The following is an 18,723-nucleotide window of genomic DNA, read 5'->3' as shown; positions in this document are numbered from 1 at the left end:
TACGGTCCTGATCGCCATCCAAACCGATCACCTCTTCAGGGGTGCGGTTGGGTGTCGATTGAGTAACAGACCTTGATGTGAGGCAAAATCTCCGCCTCAGGTCGGGCACAAGTCCGGCCTCTCACGCGTTACGAGCGCTGAGACACCGCAGACACCCAGAGGGGGAGAGCGACAATGGCTACGGATTACGACACTCCACGCAAGACCGATGACGACCTCAACGAGGACAGCATCGAGGAACTGAAGTCGCGGCGGAACGACAAGTCCGCCTCGGCCGTCGACGTCGACGAGTTCGAGCAGGCCGAGGGCCTGGAACTGCCCGGCGCCGACCTGTCCAACGAAGAACTCGCGGTCCGCGTGCTGCCCAAGCAGCAGGACGAGTTCACCTGCATGAGCTGCTTCCTGGTCCACCACCGCAGCCAGCTGGCTGCCGAGGACAAGAACGGCAACCCGATCTGCCGCGACTGCGCGGCCTGACCGGTTACGCCGTGTCAGGCGTAAACCCGTTCCGTAAGGGCCGCAAGGGCGGCAACGGTCCGGCGGCCGGCGCACGATCACGCGAGGAAACCGCGCCCGTGCCCGCCGACCCGACCGCCCTCCCCGAGGAGCGGACGACCGGCGAGCCGAAGCGGCGGGGCCGGCCGGCCTCGTTCGCGGGCGCGGCGGTCCGCGGCGCCAGGTGGGGCCGCGACGGCGTACGGTCCGCGCTCGGCGTGATCGCCGACCGGATCATCGCCACCGCCCCCAGGATCCCGGTCCGCGATCTCACCACCTTGCGCGCGCAGTTCCCCGGACTGACCCCCGAGGAGCTCGCCGACAAGTTGGTGGCGGGTGCCTGTGCGGGCACCGCCACCGTCGGCGCGGGCGTCGGCGCGGCCGCGATGCTGCCCGCCCCACCCGCCATGCCCGCCGAACTCGCCGCCGAGGTCGCGGGTGTTGCCTCGGTCGAGATCAAACTGATCGCCGAGCTTCACGAGGTATACGGCCTGCGGCCCACGGGGAGCCTCGCCCAGCGCACCGCCGCCTACCTGACGTCCTGGACGCAGGAACGCGGCATCGACATCGCCAAGCCGGCCTCGCTCAACGTCGCGCTCGGCGGGCCGATGCGGCGCGAGCTGCGCCAGCAGATCATGAAGCGCACCCTGCGCAATCTGCCCAACCTCACGCCGTTCCTGATCGGCGCCGCGGTCGGTGCGTTCCTCAACCGCCGCGACACCCGGAAGCTCGCCGAGAAGATCCGCGCGGATCTGCGTCGCCACCAGATCTCCTGGGACGCCCTCCCGGACGCCCCGGCCGATCAGTCGCGCGCCGCCGAGAGCGCCGCGACCAGTCGCTCCGGCTCCCGCGTCGACACATAGGCGTACGGCGTCGGGTCCTCGGGGTCGACGATCTCCACCCGCACCGCCGTCGGTACATAGCTCCGCAGCACCATGAACGCCCGCGCATCCGCCTTGTGCGTCCGCCACGCCATCGCCTCGGCGGGGTCCAGCGCGTGCGCCGCACCCAGCGCCGACACCAGGATCTTGGCGTCCCCGGCGACCAACGCACCGCCGACCACCCGGATTCGCACCGAGCCGTACGAGCTGACCGCGACCGCGGACAGCGCCCCGCCGCCGATGAGCCCGCCGAGCATCGGCAGCGTCCCCAACGGGAGCAGCATCAGGGCACAGGCGACGCCGATGAGCGCGGCGATCACCCACCAGGAGCGGGGCGCGGTGAGACGTTCTTCGTACGACTGCATGGGTCCAGCTTGGCACGGCGGCACGCGCCCCTTACGCGCGCGGGTAGGGTCTGCACTCGTGAGTGGAACTGACCAACCCAGGACGCGGCTGACGCCACCCGAGGACGCCAGGGCCCCGGTCCGGCACCCGGACGCACCGGCCCCCGGTGAACTGCTCGGAGCGCACTACGACCGGTGCTTCGGCTGTGGCGCGGGCCAGTCGCACGGGCTGCACCTGGAGGCCCGGGCCGGCGACGGCGTGCGCGTCACCGCCGAGTTCACCGTCAAGGAGGCCCACCAGGGCGCCCCCGGCCTCGCGCACGGCGGCGTGCTGGCCACCGCGTTGGACGAGACGCTCGGCTCGCTGAACTGGCTGCTGCGGGTGATCGCGGTGACCGGACGGCTGGAGACCGACTTCCTGGCGCCCGTCCCGTTGGGCACCGTGCTGCACCTTGAGGCGGAGGTCACCGCGGTGCACGGCCGGAAGATCTATTCGACGGCGGTGGGTCGGATAGGCGGCCCGGACGGGCCGGTCGCGGTGCGCGCCCGGGCCGTCTTCATCGAGGTCAAGGTCGACCACTTCATCGACAACGGAAGGACCGAGGAGATCCAGGCGGCGATGGCCGACCCGGACCAGGTCAAGCGAGCGCGTGCCTTCGAGGTGAACCCGTGAATCAGCGACGGAATCCGGTTGATGTGCTGCTGCGCAGGCTGGACCCCGACGTTCCCGTTCCGAGCTATGCGCACCCGGGCGACGCGGGCGTCGACCTGGTGACCACCGAGGCCGCCGAACTGGCACCGGGGGAGCGCGCCGTCCTCCCCACCGGGGTGTCGATCGCGCTGCCCGACGGCTACGCGGCGTTCGTGCACCCGCGGTCCGGGCTGGCGGCCCGCTGCGGGTTGGCGCTGGTGAATGCCCCCGGGACGGTCGATGCCGGGTACCGTGGAGAGATCAAGGTGATCGTGGTCAATCTGGATCCGCGGGAGAGCGTGCGGTTCGAGAAGTACGACCGGATCGCCCAGTTGGTCGTCCAGCAGGTCGAGAAGGTGCGCTTCCACGAGGTGGCGGAACTTCCCGGCTCGGCGCGGGCCGAGGGGGGATTCGGTTCCACCGGCGGTCATGCGGCGGTGGACGGCTCCACGGGCGGGAATGAATACGCATCGGTCGTTGGCGACCGGGAAGGACAGTGACGTGTTCGGACGTCGCAAGAAGAACGAGGCTCCTGTAGAGCCCGCCGAGGACACGGCGCTCGCCGAAGAGACGACGGACGGCGAGAACGACGACGTGACGCAAGCGCGGCTCAACCTTCCGCCCGCGCCGCGCCCCGACGGCCCCTGGGACGTGTCGGAGGTCAAGGACCCCGGCGAGGGCCGGGTGGACCTCGGTGGCCTGTACGTCCCCGGCGTCGAGGGCATGGAGCTGCGGGTCGAGGTCGCCGGCGACGCGATCGTGGCCGCGACGATCGTTCTCCAGGACAGCGCCGTGCAGTTGCAGGCGTTCGCCGCTCCCCGGAGCGAGGGCATCTGGGGCGAGGTCCGCGAAGAGATCGCCACCGGCATCACGCAGCAGGGCGGCGTCATCGACGAGGTCGAGGGTCCGCTCGGCTGGGAGCTGCGCGCCCAGGTGCCGGTGCAACTGCCAGACGGGACCAACGGAGTTCAGGTCGTGCGCTTCGTCGGCGTGGACGGCCCGCGCTGGTTCCTGCGTGGTGTGATCTCCGGGCAGGGCGCGGTGCAGCCGGAGGCCGCCGGGGTGCTGGAGCACATCTTCCGGGACACCGTCGTCGTGCGCGGCGAGGGCCCGATGGCGCCCCGCGACCCGATCGTCCTCAAGCTGCCCGACGACGCCCAGATGGTGCCGGACGGGGTCCAGCAGGAGCAGGCCGAGGGGTCGCGCTTCGGCGGCGGCGTGGAGCGCCTGGAGCGCGGGCCGGAGATCACCGAGATCCGCTGACCCGCCGTCGGCGCGGCCGGGTACGACGACACCGCGGCTACGCTGCGCCAACACCCCGGCAACGGCTCAAACATGACGGTTGAGAGGGGCCGTATTCCCGTAAGGGCGTACGGCCCCTTGTTGTTTGTGCAGGTCAGATCGGGCTGCGTAAGAAAACCGTCAACGGAACGCTAATGGCCGTAAGGGAGGCGTCAACAGGGCTCAAGTAGTGGAAGAACGGCGGTTTGCTCTAGGGGTCCAATTCCGTCTGCCCATCTAGGAGCACACGATGGCCGACGTGGCCTTCGTCGTCGCCACCCTCGCTGTCTTCGCAGTGGTGGCTCTCGTCGCCAAGGGGGTGACGAAGCTGTGACCATCGAGAACATCGTCGGCCTCATCGTGGCCGTCGCCCTCCTCGGGTACCTGGTCCTCGCCCTCGTTTTCCCGGAGAGGTTCTGAGGTGTCGACAGCTGCAACCGCAGCGGGCCACATGAGCCCCGCTCTCGCCGGCGTGCTCCAGTTGACGGCGCTCGTCGCAGCGCTCGCCCTGGTGTACCGCCCCCTCGGCGACTACATGGCCGCCGCCTACAGTTCCCCGCGTCATCTGCGCGTGGAGAAGGTCATCTACCGCTGCATAGGCGCCAACGCGGACACGCAGATGCGCTGGCCCGCGTACCTCCGTGGCGTCCTCGCCTTCTCCCTGGCCGGGGTGCTCTTCCTGTACCTGATCCAGCGGATCCAGGGTGGGCTGCCGCTCTCCCTCGGATTCGCCTCCATCAGCCCCGACCAGGCGTTCAACACCGCCGCTTCGTTCGTCGCCAACACCAACTGGCAGTCGTACAGCGGTGAACAGGCCATGGGCCACGTCGTCCAGACCCTCGGGCTCGCCGTCCAGAACTTCGTCTCCGCCGCCACCGGCATGGCCGTCGCCATCGCCCTGGTCCGCGGTTTCGCCCGCTCCCGCACCGGTGAACTGGGCAACTTCTGGGCCGACTTGGTGCGCGGCACGGTCCGGGTCCTGATCCCCATCGCCATCATCGGCGCGGTCATCCTCGTCGCCTGCGGCGCCATCCAGAACTTCGCCGGCATCCACGAGGTCGGCCAGTTCATGGGCGGCGCCCAGCAGACCAACGGTGGCGCGGTCGCCTCCCAGGAAGTCATCAAGGAACTCGGTACCAACGGCGGCGGCTACTTCAACGCCAACTCCACCCACCCGTTCGAGAACCCCAACGCCTTCACCAACCTCTTCGAGATCTTCCTGATCCTCGTCATCCCCTTCGCGCTCACCCGCACCTTCGGCAAGCTGGTCGGGAACGTGAAGCAGGGCTACGCCATCCTCGCCACCATGGGCATCATCTGGCTTGGCTTCACCGCGCTGATGATGTGGAGCGAATTCGCCCACGGCGGGCCCGCGTTGCAGGTCGCCGGTGCCGCGATGGAGGGCAAGGAGAACCGCTTCGGAGTCGGCTCCTCCGCCATCTTCTCCGTCGCCACCACCCTCACCTCGACCGGAGCCGTCGACGCCTTCCACGACTCCTTCACCGCCTTCGGCGGCGGCATCCAACTGCTCGGCATGATGCTCGGCGAAATCGCCCCCGGCGGCGTGGGATCCGGCCTCTACGGCATGCTCGTCATGGCCGTCATCGCCGTCTTCATCGCCGGCCTCATGGTCGGACGCACGCCCGAGTACCTCGGCAAGAAGATCGGCACCCGCGAGATCAAGCTCGCCGCGTGCTACATCCTCATCACGCCCACCCTGGTCCTCGGCTTCACCGCCGCGTCCATGGTGCTTCCCGATGCTCTCGGCTCGATGCTCAACACCAAGGCACTGGGCGCAGGGCCCCACGGCTTCTCCGAAGTCCTCTACGCCTACACCTCCGGCGCCAACAACAACGGCTCCGCCTTCGCCGGACTGAACGCCAACACTCCCTGGTTCAACACCACGATCGGCCTGGCCATGCTGCTCGGCCGCTTCCTCCCGATGGTGTTCGTGCTCGCCCTCGCCGGTTCGCTCGCCGAGCAGCAGCCGGTCCCCGAGACCGCGGGCACCCTCCGTACCGAGAAGCCGCTCTTCGCCGGGCTGCTCGTCGGCACGATCCTGATCATCACCGGTCTGACGTACTTCCCGGCGCTCGCCCTCGGGCCGCTGGCGGAGGGCCTGTCATGACCGTCCCCGTGAAACCGGAGGAGCCCGGCTCCATGTCCACCGCAACACCGACCCGCGCTCCAGAACAGGACGACACGAGCGGGCAGCAGCCCAAGGACGGCCGTGTGGGCGGCGGTCTCTTCGACCCCAAGCAACTCGTCACGTCCCTGCCGGACGCCCTGCGGAAGCTGAACCCGCGGGTGATGATCAAGTCGCCCGTCATGTTCGTCGTCGAGGTCGGCTCCGTCCTCACCACGATATTTGCCTGCCTGTCACCTTCCGACTGGTTCGGCTGGGCGATCGCCGTCTGGCTGTGGCTGACCGTCATCTTCGCCAACCTCGCCGAGGCCGTCGCCGAGGGCCGCGGCAAGGCGCAGGCCGACACCCTCCGCAAGGCCAAGACCGACACCGTCGCCCGCCGCCTCAACGGCACCGACGAGGAACAGGTGCCCGGCACCGAACTCCGCGTCGGCGACCTCGTCGTGTGCGAGGCCGGCGACATCATCCCCGGCGACGGCGACGTCGTCGAGGGCGTCGCCTCCGTCGACGAATCCGCCATCACCGGCGAATCCGCGCCCGTCATCCGGGAGTCCGGTGGCGACCGTTGTGCCGTCACCGGCGGCACCAAGGTCCTCTCCGACCGCATCGTCATCAAGATCACGACGAAGCCCGGCGAGACCTTCATCGACCGGATGATCAACCTCGTCGAGGGCGCGGCTCGGCAGAAGACGCCCAACGAGATCGCGCTGAACATCCTTCTCGCGTCGCTCACCATCGTCTTCCTGCTGGCCGTCGTCACCCTCCAGCCGTTCGCCATCTACGCCGGCGCCGAGCAGCCGATGATCGTGCTGCTGGCCCTGTTGGTCTGCCTCATCCCGACGACCATCGGCGCGCTCCTCTCCGCCATCGGCATCGCCGGCATGGACCGCCTGGTGCAGCGCAATGTGCTCGCCATGTCCGGACGCGCCGTCGAGGCGGCTGGCGATGTATCGACATTGCTGCTCGACAAGACCGGCACCATCACCTACGGCAACCGCCGCGCCGCCGAGTTCGTCCCCGTCCCCGGCGCCGACGAGACGGAACTCGCCGACGCCGCACAGCTCTCCTCACTCTCCGACGAGACCCCCGAGGGACGCTCCGTCGTCGAACTCGCCAAGGAGAAGTACGCGCTGCGCGAGGGTGAGTTCAACGCCGACACGTTGACGGGCGCCGAGTGGATCCCGTTCACCGCGCAGACCCGGATGTCCGGTGTCGACGTCGACGGCCGCAAGATCCGCAAGGGCGCCACCGGCTCCGTTCTCGCCTGGGTCCAGGAGCGCGGTGGCGAGGCCACCGAGGACGCCCGGCAGCTCGCCGACACGATCTCCCAGGCCGGCGGCACCCCGCTGCTGGTCGCGCTGGAAGACGAGAGCGGACCTCGCGTACTCGGCGTGATCCACCTCAAGGACGTCGTCAAGGACGGCATGCGCGAGCGCTTCGTCGAGCTCCGCAAGATGGGCATCAAGACGGTCATGATCACGGGCGACAACCCGCTGACCGCCAAGGCCATCGCGGACGAGGCCGGCGTGGACGACTTCCTCGCCGAGGCCACTCCCGAGGACAAGATGGCGCTCATCAAGCGCGAACAGGCCGGCGGGAAGCTGGTCGCGATGACCGGTGACGGGACGAACGACGCCCCGGCGCTGGCGCAGGCGGACGTCGGTGTGGCGATGAACACCGGTACCTCCGCGGCGAAGGAGGCCGGCAACATGGTCGACCTCGACTCCAACCCGACCAAGCTGATCGAGATCGTCGAGATCGGCAAGCAACTCCTGATCACCCGGGGCGCGTTGACGACCTTCTCGATCGCCAACGACGTCGCCAAGTACTTCGCGATCATCCCCGCGATGTTCGCGGTGGCCGACCCCGGCCTGGACACCCTCAACATCATGCGGCTGTCCAGCCCCAACTCCGCCATCCTCTCCGCGATCATCTTCAACGCGCTGATCATCGTGGCTCTCGTGCCGCTCGCCCTCAAGGGCGTGCGCTACCGCCCCGTCAGCGCCGACAAGATGCTCCGCCGCAACCTCGCGGTCTACGGACTGGGCGGCCTCATCGCCCCGTTCATCGGCATCAAACTCATCGACCTGCTGATCTCCCTCATCCCCGGAATCGGGTGACCCGCCATGAACAACTCCGTACGCAACACCGCACGGTTGCTGACCGCGGGCCTGCGCGCCCTGCTCGTCCTGACCGTCGTCTGCGGGGTGATCTACCCCCTGGTGGTCACCGGAGTGGCGCAGGCCGCCTTCAACAACAAGGCCAACGGCTCCGAGGTCACCTCCCACGGCAAGGTGGTCGGCTCCGGCCTCCTCGGTCAGCGCTACGACAAGGGCACTGACAAGAAGGGCAACCCGATCCCGGACCTCCGCTACTTCCAGCCCCGCCCCTCGGCCGGGCTGACCAGTAACCGGGCCAACGGGGTCAACCCCCAGTACGACCTCCAGGTGTCCGGTGCCTCCAACCAGGGCGCCACCAACACCGACCTCATCAAGGCCATCAAGGAGCGCAAGCACTGGGTCGCCACCACCTACGGTGTCCCCGAGTCGCAGGTGCCGGCCGACGCCGTGACCTCCTCCGGTTCCGGCCTCGACCCCGACATCTCCCCGGAGTTCGCACTCCTCCAGGTCAACCGCGTCGCCCAGGAGAACCGCCTCCCCGCCGACAAGGTGAAGCAGCTCGTCCAGGACCACACCCAGGGACGTCAGCTGGGATTCATGGGAGAACCCCGGGTCAACGTCCTGGAACTCAACATCGCACTCCGGGACCTGGCACAGGGACAGCGGTGACGAGCGGTGGCCCATTGAGGCACTCATGCGGCGCGCGTCTGCCGTAGGCGGTCGCCGCGACCGATCGGCATACGGGGAGGCCCCGGGGATGAGCGTCCTCGGGGCCTCCCCTTTGTGCGTGTTGCGCGGGAGCGATGATCTTCGTCGGCTTGGCTCGGCTCGCGCTGGTCTGGTGCGGCGCCCGCCCTGACACGCCTCCCCCAACTCCGCCCGAACCAGCCTGATCTGCGTCTCCTTCGAGTTATCCACAGGCGTTGTCGGCCCGAGCGCGGGATCCTCATACTGTTTTGCAGCGGGATGGAAGCGCGTTGGCAGGGACTGCAACTGTGCGGATCTGGAGTGGAGTTGGAAGGGCGTTCGGGGCGAGGCGCCGGCGTCATGATGAGAGCGGGGGATGGGCCGTGAAAGGCAGTAGTAGCGGGGCGAACGATGGAAATGACGGAAGCGATGGAACTGCGTCTGGGAGCAAGGTCGTTGGGGGGAGGCTGGCGGAGGGCGGGGAGAGACCTAGCGCCCCGCGTGGCGAACTCGTCGCCCTGCGTGGACGTTTCGGGCCCGGGGAGGCCGCTCTTCTCCTCAACCAGATACAGATAGCGGACGGGAGGCTGTGAAGGGGAGGCTGTGAAAAAAGCGATCCTCGCTCTCCCCCCCCACATGCCACCGCTACCAAACGTCTCCCTCTCTCCAGTCGCATGTCAGGTCGGCTTCGGGGGTGAGGGGCACGGACGAGGGGAGGACGTAGAGGGTGCCGTCCTCGTTTGGGGTGCGGCGGGGGCCGGTTGGGGTGAGGGTCCAGGAGCGGCCGCGCCAGGGTTGCCAGCCGCGGGCGGCGTAGAAGGCGGCGGCGTCGTCGGCGGCGCTGAGTGCGCCGAGGTCGTAGGCGTTGCGGATCACGCGTTCCAGGGCGTTCATCAGGGCGGCGCCGTGGCCGCGTCCGCGGTGGTCCGCGCGGACGCCGACGCCCTCGACGTAGCCGCAGCGCAGGGCCCGGCCGTTGTGCAGCAGGCGGCGTTGGACGACGGCGGCGTGGCCGATCAGTTCGCCGTCCTCGTGGACGAGTGCGTGCAGGCCGCCGAGGGCGTGTTCCCAGTCCTCGGGGGTCATGTCGTCGAAGACGTCGTAGAGGAGGATGCGGGCGGCGTTGAGGGTGGCGGTGTCGAGGTCGGCGGTGTGGACGACGCGCACCGGGGCCGCGCTGGTGGGGTGTTCGGAGGAGGTGGGGGGCGTCGGGCGGCTCGTGGGGGACATGGGGGTCATGGGAGGCATCGTGGCAGGGGGTCTCGGTGGGTGCGATCGCTTTGTTTCGGCCAGTGATGCCGGTGGTGAGCGCCCCGTATCGGTGACCCGGGAGCGGTGTCCGGGGCGTCGGTGATGCCCCATACCAGAGCGCCCGGCAGCCCGATCGGCTCCCTGCTCAGAGGGGGTATCAGAGTCGCGTAAAGACCGGGCGGGAAGCCGCTACCTGGGGCTTTTTTCGGCGAAACGGTCGGTAGGGTCGCATCAGGTCTAGCCCGGTGGGGGCGACCTTCACGTAAGACAATGGGGCCATGGCACGCGGCAAGCTACGGATATATCTCGGCGCGGCACCGGGCGTCGGCAAGACGTACGCGATGCTGTCGGAGGCGCACCGGCGCGTGGAGCGCGGTACGGACGTCGTGGTGGCGTTCGTCGAGCACCACGGCAGGCCCCGCACCGAGGTGATGCTGCACGGCCTGGAGCAGGTGCAGCGGCGGGAGCTGGAGTACCGCGGGTCGACGTTCACGGAGATGGACGTCGATGCGGTGCTGGAGCGGAAGCCGGCCGTGGCGCTGGTCGACGAGTTGGCGCACACCAACATTCCCGGGTCCCGCAACGGCAAGCGCTGGCAGGACGTCGAGGAGCTGCTGGAAGCCGGGATCACGGTGATCTCGACGGTGAACATCCAGCACCTGGAGTCGCTCGGGGACGTCGTCGAGTCAATAACGGGAGTGCGGCAGCGGGAGACGGTGCCGGACGAGGTCGTCCGGCGGGCCGACCAGATCGAGTTGGTCGACATGTCGCCGCAGGCGATCCGGCGGCGGATGGCGCACGGCAACATCTACCAGTCGGACAAGGTCGACGCGGCGCTGTCGAACTACTTCCGGCCGGGCAACCTCACCGCGCTGCGGGAGCTGGCGCTGCTGTGGGTGGCCGACCGGGTGGACGAGTACCTCCAGCAGTACCGGGCGGAGCACTCGATCCGTTCGACGTGGCAGGCGCGAGAGCGGATCGTGGTCGGGCTGACCGGCGGTCCGGAGGGGCGGACGCTGATCCGCCGGGCCGCGCGGATGGCCGCTAAGGGGTCGGGCAGTGAGGTGCTCGCCGTCTACATCGCCCGCAGCGACGGGCTGACCTCGGCCTCGCCGAAGGAACTCGCGGTCCAGCGGACGCTGGTGGAGGACCTCGGCGGGACCTTCCACCACGTCATCGGGGACGACATACCGAGCGCGTTGCTGGAGTTCGCCCGGGGGGTGAACGCCACTCAGATCGTGCTGGGGTCGAGCCGCCGCAAGGCGTGGCAGTACATCTTCGGTCCCGGTGTGGGGGCGACGGTGGCCCGGGACTCCGGGCCGGACCTCGACGTGCACATCGTGACGCACGACGAGGTGGCCAAGGGCCGGGGGTTGCCGGTGGCGCGGGGGGCGCGGCTGGGGCGGTCGAGGATCGTCGCCGGCTGGCTCGTCGGGGTCGGCGGCCCGGCGCTGTTGTCGTTGCTGCTGACCAAGATCTCGAACGGGCCGGGGCTCGCCAACGACGTGCTGCTGTTCCTGTTCCTGACGGTCATCGCGGCGCTGCTCGGTGGGCAGTTGCCGGCACTGGCGTCGGCGGCGGTCGGCTCGTTGCTGCTGAACTTCTACTTCACTCCGCCCACCCACACGCTCACGGTCAACGACCCGAAGAACATCGTGGCAATAGCGATCTTCTTCGCGGTGGCGGTGTCGGTGGCGTCGGTGGTGGATCTGGCCGCCCGGCGGACCCATCAGGCGGCGAGGTTGCGCGCCGAGTCGGAGATCCTCTCGTTCCTGGCGGGCAGCGTGCTGCGCGGCGAGACCACGCTGGACGCGCTGCTGGAGCGGGTGCGGGAGACGTTCGGGATGGACACCGTGGCGCTGCTGGAGCGGCGCAGCGACGTCGATCCGTGGACGTGCGCGGGCCGGGCCGGCGGTGACGAGAGCGCGCCCCCGCTGCGGCGCCCCGAGGACGCGGACGTGGACATGCCGGTGGGGGACCACATGGCGTTGGCGCTGACCGGTCGGGTGCTGCCGGCGGAGGACCGCCGGGTGCTGGCCGCGTTCGCCGCGCAGGCCGCCGTCGTCCTGGACCGGCAGCGGCTGGTGGGGGAGGCCGAGCGGGCCCAGGAGCTGGCGGAGGGCAACCGGATACGGACCGCGTTGCTGGCCGCGGTCAGCCACGATCTGCGGACGCCGTTGGCGAGCATCAAGGCGTCGGTGACGTCGTTGCAGTCGGACGACGTGGCGTGGTCGGAGGAGGACGAGGCGGAGCTGCTGGAGGGCATCGAGGCGGGCGCGGACCGGCTGGATCACCTGGTGGGCAATCTGCTGGACATGTCGCGGTTGCAGACCGGGACGGTCACGCCGCTGATCCGGGAGATCGACCTCGACGAGGTGGTGCCGATGGCGCTGGGCGGTGTCCCGGAGGGCAGTGTCACGTTGGACATCCCCGAGGAACTGCCGATGGTGGCGGTGGACCCGGGGCTGCTGGAACGGTCGGTGGCCAATCTGGTGGAGAACGCCGTGAAGTACAGCCCGGACGGGGAGGCGGTGCTGGTCGCGGCTAGCGCGCTCGGCGACCGGGTGGAGCTGCGGATCGCCGACCGGGGGCCGGGGGTGCCGGACAGCGCCAAGGACCGGATCTTCGAGCCGTTCCAGCGCTACGGGGACGCCCCGCGGGGCGCCGGGGTGGGGCTCGGGCTGGCCGTGGCGCGTGGTTTCGCGGAGGCGATCGGCGGGACGTTGGCGGCGGAGGACACTCCGGGGGGCGGCATGACGATGGTGCTGACGCTGCCGGCCGCCCCGGGCGTTCCGCCGGTCCGCCCCGATCTTCCGGCACAGGCGACGACATGAGTCGGAGCCTGGGCGGTCGTACCTGCGGCGGGACACGGCCGCGTTCCGGTGACGGTACGTGCCCGCCGCGTGGCCCGGGAGGGGCCCAGCACAGCGGTCGGGCAACACCGGCCGCACTCACCACCTGGCCGGCGGGCGTTGTCCGTCGGCAACCGACACCGCGAGGAGAAGGCCAGTGAACCGGGTGCTTGTGGTCGATGACGAGCCGCAGATCGTCCGCGCCCTTGTGATCAACCTGAAGGCGCGCAAGTACGAGGTGGACGCCGCCCCGGACGGGGCGACGGCCCTGAAGCTCGCCGCGGCCCGCCATCCCGATGTCGTGGTCCTGGACCTGGGGCTGCCCGATATGGACGGGGTGGAGGTCATCAAGGGGCTGCGCGGCTGGTCGAGAGTCCCGATCCTGGTGCTGTCCGCCCGGCAGACGTCGGACGAGAAGGTGGAGGCGCTGGACGCGGGCGCCGACGACTACGTGACCAAGCCGTTCGGGATGGACGAGCTGCTGGCGCGGCTGCGGGCGGCGGTGCGCCGGGCGGAGCCGACCGGGCCGGCGGACGACGAGGTGATCGTGGAGACCGAGGGGTTCACGGTCGACCTGGCGGCGAAGAAGGTCAACCGGGGCGGCCGGGACATCCGGCTGACGCCCACGGAGTGGCACCTGCTGGAGGTCCTGGTCCGCAACCAGGGCCGGCTGGTCAGCCAGAAGCAGCTGCTCCAGGAGGTGTGGGGGCCGTCCTACGGCACCGAGACCAACTATCTGCGGGTGTACATGGCGCAGCTCAGGCGGAAGCTGGAGGGCGATCCGTCGCACCCGCGGCACTTCATCACGGAGCCGGGGATGGGGTATCGGTTCGAGGGGTGAAGGCGCGTGCCGGCCGTTGTCCGGGGGAGCGGTGCGGGGGCCGTGGGGACGATGGGGCGGGGGAGAGCTGTTGCTTCGTGGGGTGAAGGTGGGGTTGCTGGGGGTTGTGCGGGGGGCGGGGGAGGCCGGGCGGGCCCCGGTACGCTGGGGTTATGAGTGCTGGGACCCGACCCGAGAAGCCGGCCGGCCGGTTCCGCCGGATGCTCGACAGGCTGTCGTCCTCCGAGGAGGAGCTGCAGTCCGCCGAGTTGCAGGAGGACGCGCAGGCGACGGGGTGCACCCGGATATGCGACTGCGACGACCGACAGATAGTGAAGGTCTCCGGCACCCTGCGGCATGTCACGCTGCGGCCGCGCGCCGGGGTGCCCGCGCTGGAGGCGGAGCTGTTCGACGGCTCCGCGGCGCTCGACGTGGTGTGGCTGGGTCGCCGTTCCATCGTCGGGATCGAGCCGGGCCGTAAGCTCATCGCCTCGGGCCGGGTCTCGCTGAGTCACGGGCGCCGGGTGCTCTTCAATCCCAAGTACGAACTGCGACCGCTCGGACAGGAGTAGCCGGTGACGTCGTACGACCGACCGACCACTGAGCCTGAGGCTTCCGTTTCCACCGATCGTCCGGTGGGCGCGCCGACCGCCACCGCCGATGCCGGCGGCAGGGAGGTGACCGAGGCGGCGCTGTTCGAGGCGTTCGGTGGCGTGCGCGGCATGGTGGAGACGGTGCTACCGGGCCTGCTCTTCGTCGCGATCTTCACGGTCAACAAGGACCTGCACGTCTCGGCGATCGCGGCGCTGGCGGTGTCGCTGGTGCTGTGCGTGGTGCGACTGGTGGCGAAGGGCACCGTCAAGCACGCCTTCAGCGGGGTGTTCGGGGTGGCCTTCGGCGTGGTCTTCGCGATGATGACCGGCAACGCCAAGGACTTCTACCTGCCGGGCATGCTCTACACGCTGGGGCTGGCGCTGGCCTACATCGTGACGACGCTGGCCGGCGTCCCGTTGATCGGCCTGATTCTGGGGCCGGTGTTCAAGGAGAACCTCTCCTGGCGCACGCGGAATCCGGGGCGCAAGAAGGCGTATGCGAAGGCCAGTTGGGCGTGGGGGCTGATCCTGCTCGGCAAGTGCCTGATCCTCTTCCCGCTGTACTGGTGGGCGGACACCACGCAGTTGGGCTGGGTGCTGGTGGCGCTGAAGATCCCGCCGTTCCTGTTGGCGCTCTATCTCACGTGGATGTTCCTGGTGAAGGCGCCGGCGCCGATCGATGTCTTCGCGGAGATGGAGGCGCAGGAGAAGGCGGAGGAGGCCGAACGGGAGCGGCAGCGCGGGCCGTTGGCGCCGGACGTGGCCGCCGAGCGGGGCGGCGGGGGACCGCGGCACCGCCGCTGAGGGGGAATGGACGGGCGAAGGGCCCGGGAGCCGGGTGGCTTCCGGGCCCTTCGTGTGCCGTGGCTGGTTCAGCCGTCGGTGCGGCGGACCGACAGCAGGTCCTCCAGCTGTTCCTCGCGGGACTGGGCGGCGACGAACAGCAGCTCGTCGCCGGCTTCGAGGGCGTCGTCCTTGTTGGGGGTGAGGACCCGGGTGCCGCGGATGATCGTCACCAGGGAGGTGTCCTCGGGCCACTCGACGTCGCCGACCCGGGTGCCGGCCAGGGCGGCTTCCGGGGGCAGGGTGAGCTCGACGAGGTTGGCGTCACCGTGGCTGAAGCGCAGCAGCCGGACGAGGTCGCCGACGCTGACCGCCTCCTCGACCAGGGCGGACATCAGGCGCGGGGTGGAGACCGCGACGTCGACGCCCCAGGCTTCGTTGAACAGCCATTCGTTCTTGGGGTTGTTGACGCGGGCGACCACCCGGGGCACGCCGTACTCGGTCTTGGCGAGCAGCGAGACGACGAGGTTCACCTTGTCGTCGCCGGTCGCGGCGATGACGACGTTGCAGCGCTGGAGCGCGGCCTCGTCGAGCGAGGTGATCTCGCAGGCGTCGGCCAGCAGCCACTCGGCGAGCGGGACCCGCTCGACGGAGATGGCGGTGGGCGCCTTGTCGATGAGCAGGATCTCGTGCCCGTTTTCCAGGAGTTCGCCGGCGATGGAACGACCCACCGCGCCGGCGCCTGCGATCGCGACCCTCATGCGTGCGCCTCCTCGGGACCCTGGGCGAATGCCGCCTCGACCTTCTCCACTTCGTCGGTGCGCATCATCACGTGCACCAGGTCGCCTTCCTGGAGGACCGTCTGGGAGGTCGGCAGCATGGCCTCTCCCAGGCGGGTGAGGAAGGCGACGCGGACGCCGGTCTCTTCCTGCAGCTTGCTGATCTTGTGGCCGACCCAGGAGGTGGAGGTGTGCACCTCGGCCAACTGGACGCCGCCGCTGGGGTCGCGCCACAGGGGCTCGGCGCCCGAGGGCAGCAGCCGGCGGAGCATCTGGTCGGCGGTCCAACGGACGGTGGCGACGGTGGGGATGCCGAGGCGCTGGTAGACCTCGGCGCGGCGCGGGTCGTAGATGCGGGCCGCGACGTTCTCCACGCCGAACATCTCGCGGGCCACCCGGGCGGCGATGATGTTGGAGTTGTCACCGCTGGAGACGGCGGCGAAGGCGCCCGCCTCCTCGATGCCGGCCTCGCGGAGGGTGTCCTGGTCGAAGCCGACGCCGGTGACCCGGCGGCCGCCGAACGCGGAGCCGAGCCGGCGGAACGCGGTCGGGTCCTGGTCGATCACCGCGATGGTGTGGCCCTGGCCCTCCAGGGTCTGCGCCAGCGCGGAGCCCACGCGGCCACACCCCATGATGACGATGTGCATGCTGATTACCCCGTGCCCTGTACTAGCGCGCTGACCTGACCAAACACCCTGCTCACTACTTCCTTCTCCGACGTTTTGGCGACACGGAGCCGCTGTCCGCGACGGCGGCCCGGTGCGTCAGACGGGGGCGCCGGCCGCACCGTGGTCCGGTACAACCGTAGCCGTAACGGTGGGCCCAGTAGGGGGCGCGGTAGGCCCCGGGCCGTCGTGGGGCGGTGGTGCGGCGACGGGGAAGGGTGCGGTGGGCTGCGTGGGGGCGGGTGGGTAGGGCACGCTACGGCGTGTGCCTCAACTGCCACATCAGCCCCAACAGGCCGCTACCGCACCGCACATGGTGGTGTGCGGTGACGACGCGCTGGCCCACCGGCTCGCCGCCGAACTCCGCGACGTCTACCGCGAACGGGTGACCCTGGTCGTGCCGTCCGCGCGCGAGCCGCGCCGCTCCCGCGTTCCCGCGCCGTCCCGCGGCCTCGGCCGGGCCACCGCGCTGCTCGGCCGGGTGTCGGCGGTGGTCGGGCGCACCGGGCCGGGCGCGGTCCCGGTACCGGGCGAGGACGTCGAGCCGCCGCCGGAGCCGGTCCGGGTCCTGGAGGCGGCCCAGGTGGACGACGCGACGCTGGTCGAGGCGGGCATCGCCGACGCGGGGGCGCTGGCGCTGGTCCACGACGACGACGATCTCAACATCCACGCCGCGCTCCGCGCCCGCCGCCTCAACCCCCGGCTGCGGCTGGTCATCCGGCTCTACAACCGCAAACTGGGCCAGCATCTGGAGGAGTTGTTGGACCAGGCGGCGGCGGTCGGCGCGGGGCGGGCGGCGGACGGCGCACGAACCGCGGGGGCCGAGGCGTCCACCACGGTGCTCTCCGACACGGACACCGTCGCCCCGGCGCTGGTGGCCACCGCGGTCGCGGGGACCAGCAAGGTCATCGAGGCGGACGGGCTGATGCTGCGCGCCGTGGAGCGCGCGCCGGGGCAGTCCGGGCCGGCCGGGGCGCGGCGGTTGTGCACCCTGGCGCTGCTGTCGCCGTCGCCCGGTGAGCAGCCCGGTGCGGCGGGCGCCTCCGAGGCGGGGGCCGGTGACGACGGCACGGTGCTGCTGCCGGACGATGCCACCGCCGGTGCGGCCGCGGACTGTGGACGGGTCGTCCTGGAGACCGTCGCCTATACGGGCCGGACGGTGCGGCCGAGTCGACTCCGCGGCCGGGGCGCGCCGCTGGCGTCCCTGTTCTCCCGGCGGCTGCGCTGGTCGCTGGCGGGCTTCGTCGGGGCGGTGTTGGCGCTGGCGGTGGCCGCGTCCCTGACGACGGGGGAGCAGCCGTTGCACGCGGCGTACCTCACGCTGCTCGACCTCTTCGCGATCGACGAGCCGGCGCTCGACGGGTCGCTGGCGCGCAAGGTGCTCCAGTTGTTGGCCGGGTTGGTCGGGCTGTTGTTGCTCCCGGTGTTGGTGGCGGCGGCGTTCGAGGGGCTGGGCACCTTCCGCAGCGCCTCGGCGCTGCGCCGGCCACCGCGCGGACTCTCCGGCCATGTGGTGCTGCTGGGCCTGGGGAAGGTCGGTACCCGGGTGCTCGCGCGGCTGCACGAGATGCGCATCCCGGTGGTGTGCATCGAGGCCGACCCGGAGGCGCGCGGCATCGCCCTGGCCCGCCGGCTGCGAGTGCCGACCGTCGTGGGAGACGTCACGCAGGAGGGGGTGCTGGAGGCGGCGCTGGCCGACCGGGCTCGCACCCTGCTCGCGTTGACCAGCGAGGACACCACCAATCTGGAGGCCGCGCTGTACGCCCGGTCGGTCAATCCGCGGCTGCGGGTGACCCTGCGGATCTTCGACGACGGGTTCGCCGCCGCCGTCTACCGGACGCTGCGCGCCGCCCACCCGGGCGCGCGGACTCGCAGCCGCAGCGTCTCCTTCCTGGGAGCGCCGGCGTTCGCCGGGGCGATGATGGGCCGGGAGATCCTGGGCGCGATCCCGGTGGAGCGGCGGGTGTTGCTGGTGGCCAGGGTGGAGGTCGGCGGGCATGCCGCCCTGGAAGGGCGCACGGTCGGCGCGGTGCTCCGCCCGGGGCGGCTGCGGGTGTTGGCCGTCGACACCTTCGCGTCGGACGCGTTGGCGGAACAGTCCGCGGCGGACGAACCGCAGCCGGGCCCGGGACGAGCGCCGGCGCACCTGGCGGACGAGCTGAACGGCTACGTTCTCCGGCCGCGCGACGTGGTGCTGCTGGCCGCGACCCGGGAGGGACTGGGCGAGCTGCTGTCGCGGCGGCCGCGGCCGGTACACGCGGGGTGAGCCCGCGCAACCGCGACACGCCCGGGCCCCGTGACGTCCGCCACGGGGCCCGGCCCCACGAGGTACCCC

General features: G+C 70.5%; 18 protein-coding genes. 14 read left to right on the top strand and 4 right to left on the bottom strand.

Annotated features, from left to right (window positions below; genetic code table 11):
• Window positions 1-174: 174 nt before the first annotated feature.
• A complete protein-coding gene (locus tag ACFVFQ_RS12715; protein ID WP_016575747.1) occupies window positions 175-477 on the top strand; it encodes a DUF4193 domain-containing protein in 303 nt (100 codons plus the stop codon).
• A gap of 98 nt (window positions 478-575) precedes the next feature.
• The gene (locus ACFVFQ_RS12710; RefSeq protein WP_383413358.1) at window positions 576-1,358 is read left to right on the top strand and encodes a hypothetical protein; all 783 of its coding nucleotides are present in this window, start codon (window positions 576-578) and stop codon (window positions 1,356-1,358) included.
• Here the strand turns inward: ACFVFQ_RS12710 and ACFVFQ_RS12705 are convergent.
• The gene (locus tag ACFVFQ_RS12705; protein WP_383413355.1) at window positions 1,298-1,741 is read right to left on the bottom strand and encodes a DUF3093 domain-containing protein; all 444 of its coding nucleotides are present in this window, start codon (window positions 1,739-1,741) and stop codon (window positions 1,298-1,300) included. The two genes, ACFVFQ_RS12710 and ACFVFQ_RS12705, sit on opposite strands and share 61 nt — an antisense overlap.
• Window positions 1,742-1,799: 58 nt before the next feature.
• Between ACFVFQ_RS12705 and ACFVFQ_RS12700 the strand changes: the two genes are divergently transcribed.
• From ACFVFQ_RS12700 to kdpC, 7 genes are all read left to right on the top strand, one after another.
• Entirely contained in the window at window positions 1,800-2,393 is a 594-nt protein-coding gene (locus tag ACFVFQ_RS12700; protein WP_383413352.1) for a PaaI family thioesterase, read from the top strand.
• The gene (dut, locus tag ACFVFQ_RS12695) at window positions 2,390-2,911 is read left to right on the top strand and encodes a dUTP diphosphatase (protein WP_383413349.1); all 522 of its coding nucleotides are present in this window, start codon (window positions 2,390-2,392) and stop codon (window positions 2,909-2,911) included. The genes ACFVFQ_RS12700 and dut overlap by 4 nt, the downstream gene beginning before the upstream one ends.
• Window positions 2,871-3,674 carry a DUF3710 domain-containing protein gene (locus tag ACFVFQ_RS12690; protein ID WP_383413346.1) on the top strand — a complete coding sequence of 268 codons (804 nt, stop codon included), beginning with the start codon at window positions 2,871-2,873 and terminating at the stop codon, window positions 3,672-3,674. The genes dut and ACFVFQ_RS12690 overlap by 41 nt, the downstream gene beginning before the upstream one ends.
• Window positions 3,675-4,022: 348 nt before the next feature.
• The gene (gene kdpF, locus ACFVFQ_RS12685; protein ID WP_016575741.1) at window positions 4,023-4,112 is read left to right on the top strand and encodes a K(+)-transporting ATPase subunit F; all 90 of its coding nucleotides are present in this window, start codon (window positions 4,023-4,025) and stop codon (window positions 4,110-4,112) included.
• 31 nt (window positions 4,113-4,143) lie between these two features.
• Window positions 4,144-5,820, top strand: a complete 1,677-nt coding sequence (gene kdpA / locus ACFVFQ_RS12680) for a potassium-transporting ATPase subunit KdpA (protein ID WP_383413658.1) — start codon at window positions 4,144-4,146, stop codon at window positions 5,818-5,820.
• A 32-nt stretch (window positions 5,821-5,852) separates the two neighbouring features.
• Complete coding sequence (gene kdpB / locus ACFVFQ_RS12675) at window positions 5,853-7,958, top strand: potassium-transporting ATPase subunit KdpB (protein WP_383413655.1); 2,106 nt, start codon at window positions 5,853-5,855, stop codon at window positions 7,956-7,958.
• 6 nt (window positions 7,959-7,964) lie between these two features.
• Entirely contained in the window at window positions 7,965-8,627 is a 663-nt protein-coding gene (gene kdpC, locus ACFVFQ_RS12670; protein ID WP_383413343.1) for a potassium-transporting ATPase subunit KdpC, read from the top strand.
• A gap of 663 nt (window positions 8,628-9,290) precedes the next feature.
• Here kdpC and ACFVFQ_RS12665 read toward each other — a convergent pair.
• Window positions 9,291-9,875: a GNAT family N-acetyltransferase gene (locus tag ACFVFQ_RS12665; protein WP_383413652.1), complete on the bottom strand. Its 585-nt coding sequence runs from the start codon at window positions 9,873-9,875 to the stop codon at window positions 9,291-9,293.
• Window positions 9,876-10,174: 299 nt separating this feature from the next.
• Between ACFVFQ_RS12665 and ACFVFQ_RS12660 the strand changes: the two genes are divergently transcribed.
• The 4 genes from ACFVFQ_RS12660 (at window position 10,175) to ACFVFQ_RS12645 (ending at window position 14,965) form a co-directional block, all read left to right on the top strand.
• Window positions 10,175-12,730 carry an ATP-binding protein gene (locus ACFVFQ_RS12660; RefSeq protein ID WP_383413340.1) on the top strand — a complete coding sequence of 852 codons (2,556 nt, stop codon included), beginning with the start codon at window positions 10,175-10,177 and terminating at the stop codon, window positions 12,728-12,730.
• 175 nt (window positions 12,731-12,905) lie between these two features.
• Window positions 12,906-13,589 (top strand): response regulator, encoded by a 684-nt coding sequence (locus ACFVFQ_RS12655; RefSeq protein ID WP_016570936.1) that lies wholly within the window; start codon window positions 12,906-12,908, stop codon window positions 13,587-13,589.
• Between the two features lie 152 nt (window positions 13,590-13,741).
• A complete protein-coding gene (locus ACFVFQ_RS12650) occupies window positions 13,742-14,140 on the top strand; it encodes an OB-fold nucleic acid binding domain-containing protein (RefSeq protein WP_199836367.1) in 399 nt (132 codons plus the stop codon).
• 63 nt (window positions 14,141-14,203) lie between these two features.
• Window positions 14,204-14,965: a DUF3159 domain-containing protein gene (locus tag ACFVFQ_RS12645; RefSeq protein WP_383413335.1), complete on the top strand. Its 762-nt coding sequence runs from the start codon at window positions 14,204-14,206 to the stop codon at window positions 14,963-14,965.
• Window positions 14,966-15,033: 68 nt separating this feature from the next.
• Here ACFVFQ_RS12645 and ACFVFQ_RS12640 read toward each other — a convergent pair whose 3' ends face one another.
• Both ACFVFQ_RS12640 and ACFVFQ_RS12635 read right to left on the bottom strand, forming a co-directional pair.
• A complete protein-coding gene (locus tag ACFVFQ_RS12640; RefSeq protein ID WP_274912798.1) occupies window positions 15,034-15,705 on the bottom strand; it encodes a TrkA family potassium uptake protein in 672 nt (223 codons plus the stop codon).
• Complete coding sequence (locus tag ACFVFQ_RS12635) at window positions 15,702-16,370, bottom strand: TrkA family potassium uptake protein (protein ID WP_274912797.1); 669 nt, start codon at window positions 16,368-16,370, stop codon at window positions 15,702-15,704. The genes ACFVFQ_RS12640 and ACFVFQ_RS12635 overlap by 4 nt, the downstream gene beginning before the upstream one ends.
• A 331-nt stretch (window positions 16,371-16,701) precedes the next feature.
• Here ACFVFQ_RS12635 and ACFVFQ_RS12630 point away from each other — a divergent pair, with 331 nt between their 5' ends.
• On the top strand, window positions 16,702-18,654 hold the full coding sequence (locus ACFVFQ_RS12630) for an NAD-binding protein (RefSeq protein ID WP_383413649.1): 1,953 nt from the start codon (window positions 16,702-16,704) through the stop codon (window positions 18,652-18,654).
• Window positions 18,655-18,723: the final 69 nt, after the last annotated feature.

It is taken from the genome of Streptomyces sp. NPDC057743 (assembly GCF_042798755.1).
Lineage (GTDB): Bacteria > Actinomycetota > Actinomycetes > Streptomycetales > Streptomycetaceae > Streptomyces.
This window is presented reverse-complemented; position numbering and strand designations above follow the sequence as displayed.

Coding starts and splice junctions, on each gene's coding strand:
- ACFVFQ_RS12705 (WP_383413355.1), bottom strand. CDS start 1,741: ATGCAGTCGTACGAAGAACGTCTCACCGCGCCCCGCTCCTGGTGGGTG.
- ACFVFQ_RS12665 (WP_383413652.1), bottom strand. CDS start 9,875: ATGTCCCCCACGAGCCGCCCGACGCCCCCCACCTCCTCCGAACACCCC.
- kdpA (WP_383413658.1), top strand. CDS start 4,144: ATGAGCCCCGCTCTCGCCGGCGTGCTCCAGTTGACGGCGCTCGTCGCA.
- ACFVFQ_RS12640 (WP_274912798.1), bottom strand. CDS start 15,705: ATGAGGGTCGCGATCGCAGGCGCCGGCGCGGTGGGTCGTTCCATCGCC.
- ACFVFQ_RS12690 (WP_383413346.1), top strand. CDS start 2,871: ATGAATACGCATCGGTCGTTGGCGACCGGGAAGGACAGTGACGTGTTC.
- ACFVFQ_RS12650 (WP_199836367.1), top strand. CDS start 13,742: ATGAGTGCTGGGACCCGACCCGAGAAGCCGGCCGGCCGGTTCCGCCGG.
- kdpC (WP_383413343.1), top strand. CDS start 7,965: ATGAACAACTCCGTACGCAACACCGCACGGTTGCTGACCGCGGGCCTG.
- ACFVFQ_RS12630 (WP_383413649.1), top strand. CDS start 16,702: ATGGTGGTGTGCGGTGACGACGCGCTGGCCCACCGGCTCGCCGCCGAA.
- ACFVFQ_RS12660 (WP_383413340.1), top strand. CDS start 10,175: ATGGCACGCGGCAAGCTACGGATATATCTCGGCGCGGCACCGGGCGTC.
- ACFVFQ_RS12715 (WP_016575747.1), top strand. CDS start 175: ATGGCTACGGATTACGACACTCCACGCAAGACCGATGACGACCTCAAC.
- kdpB (WP_383413655.1), top strand. CDS start 5,853: ATGTCCACCGCAACACCGACCCGCGCTCCAGAACAGGACGACACGAGC.
- ACFVFQ_RS12635 (WP_274912797.1), bottom strand. CDS start 16,370: ATGCACATCGTCATCATGGGGTGTGGCCGCGTGGGCTCCGCGCTGGCG.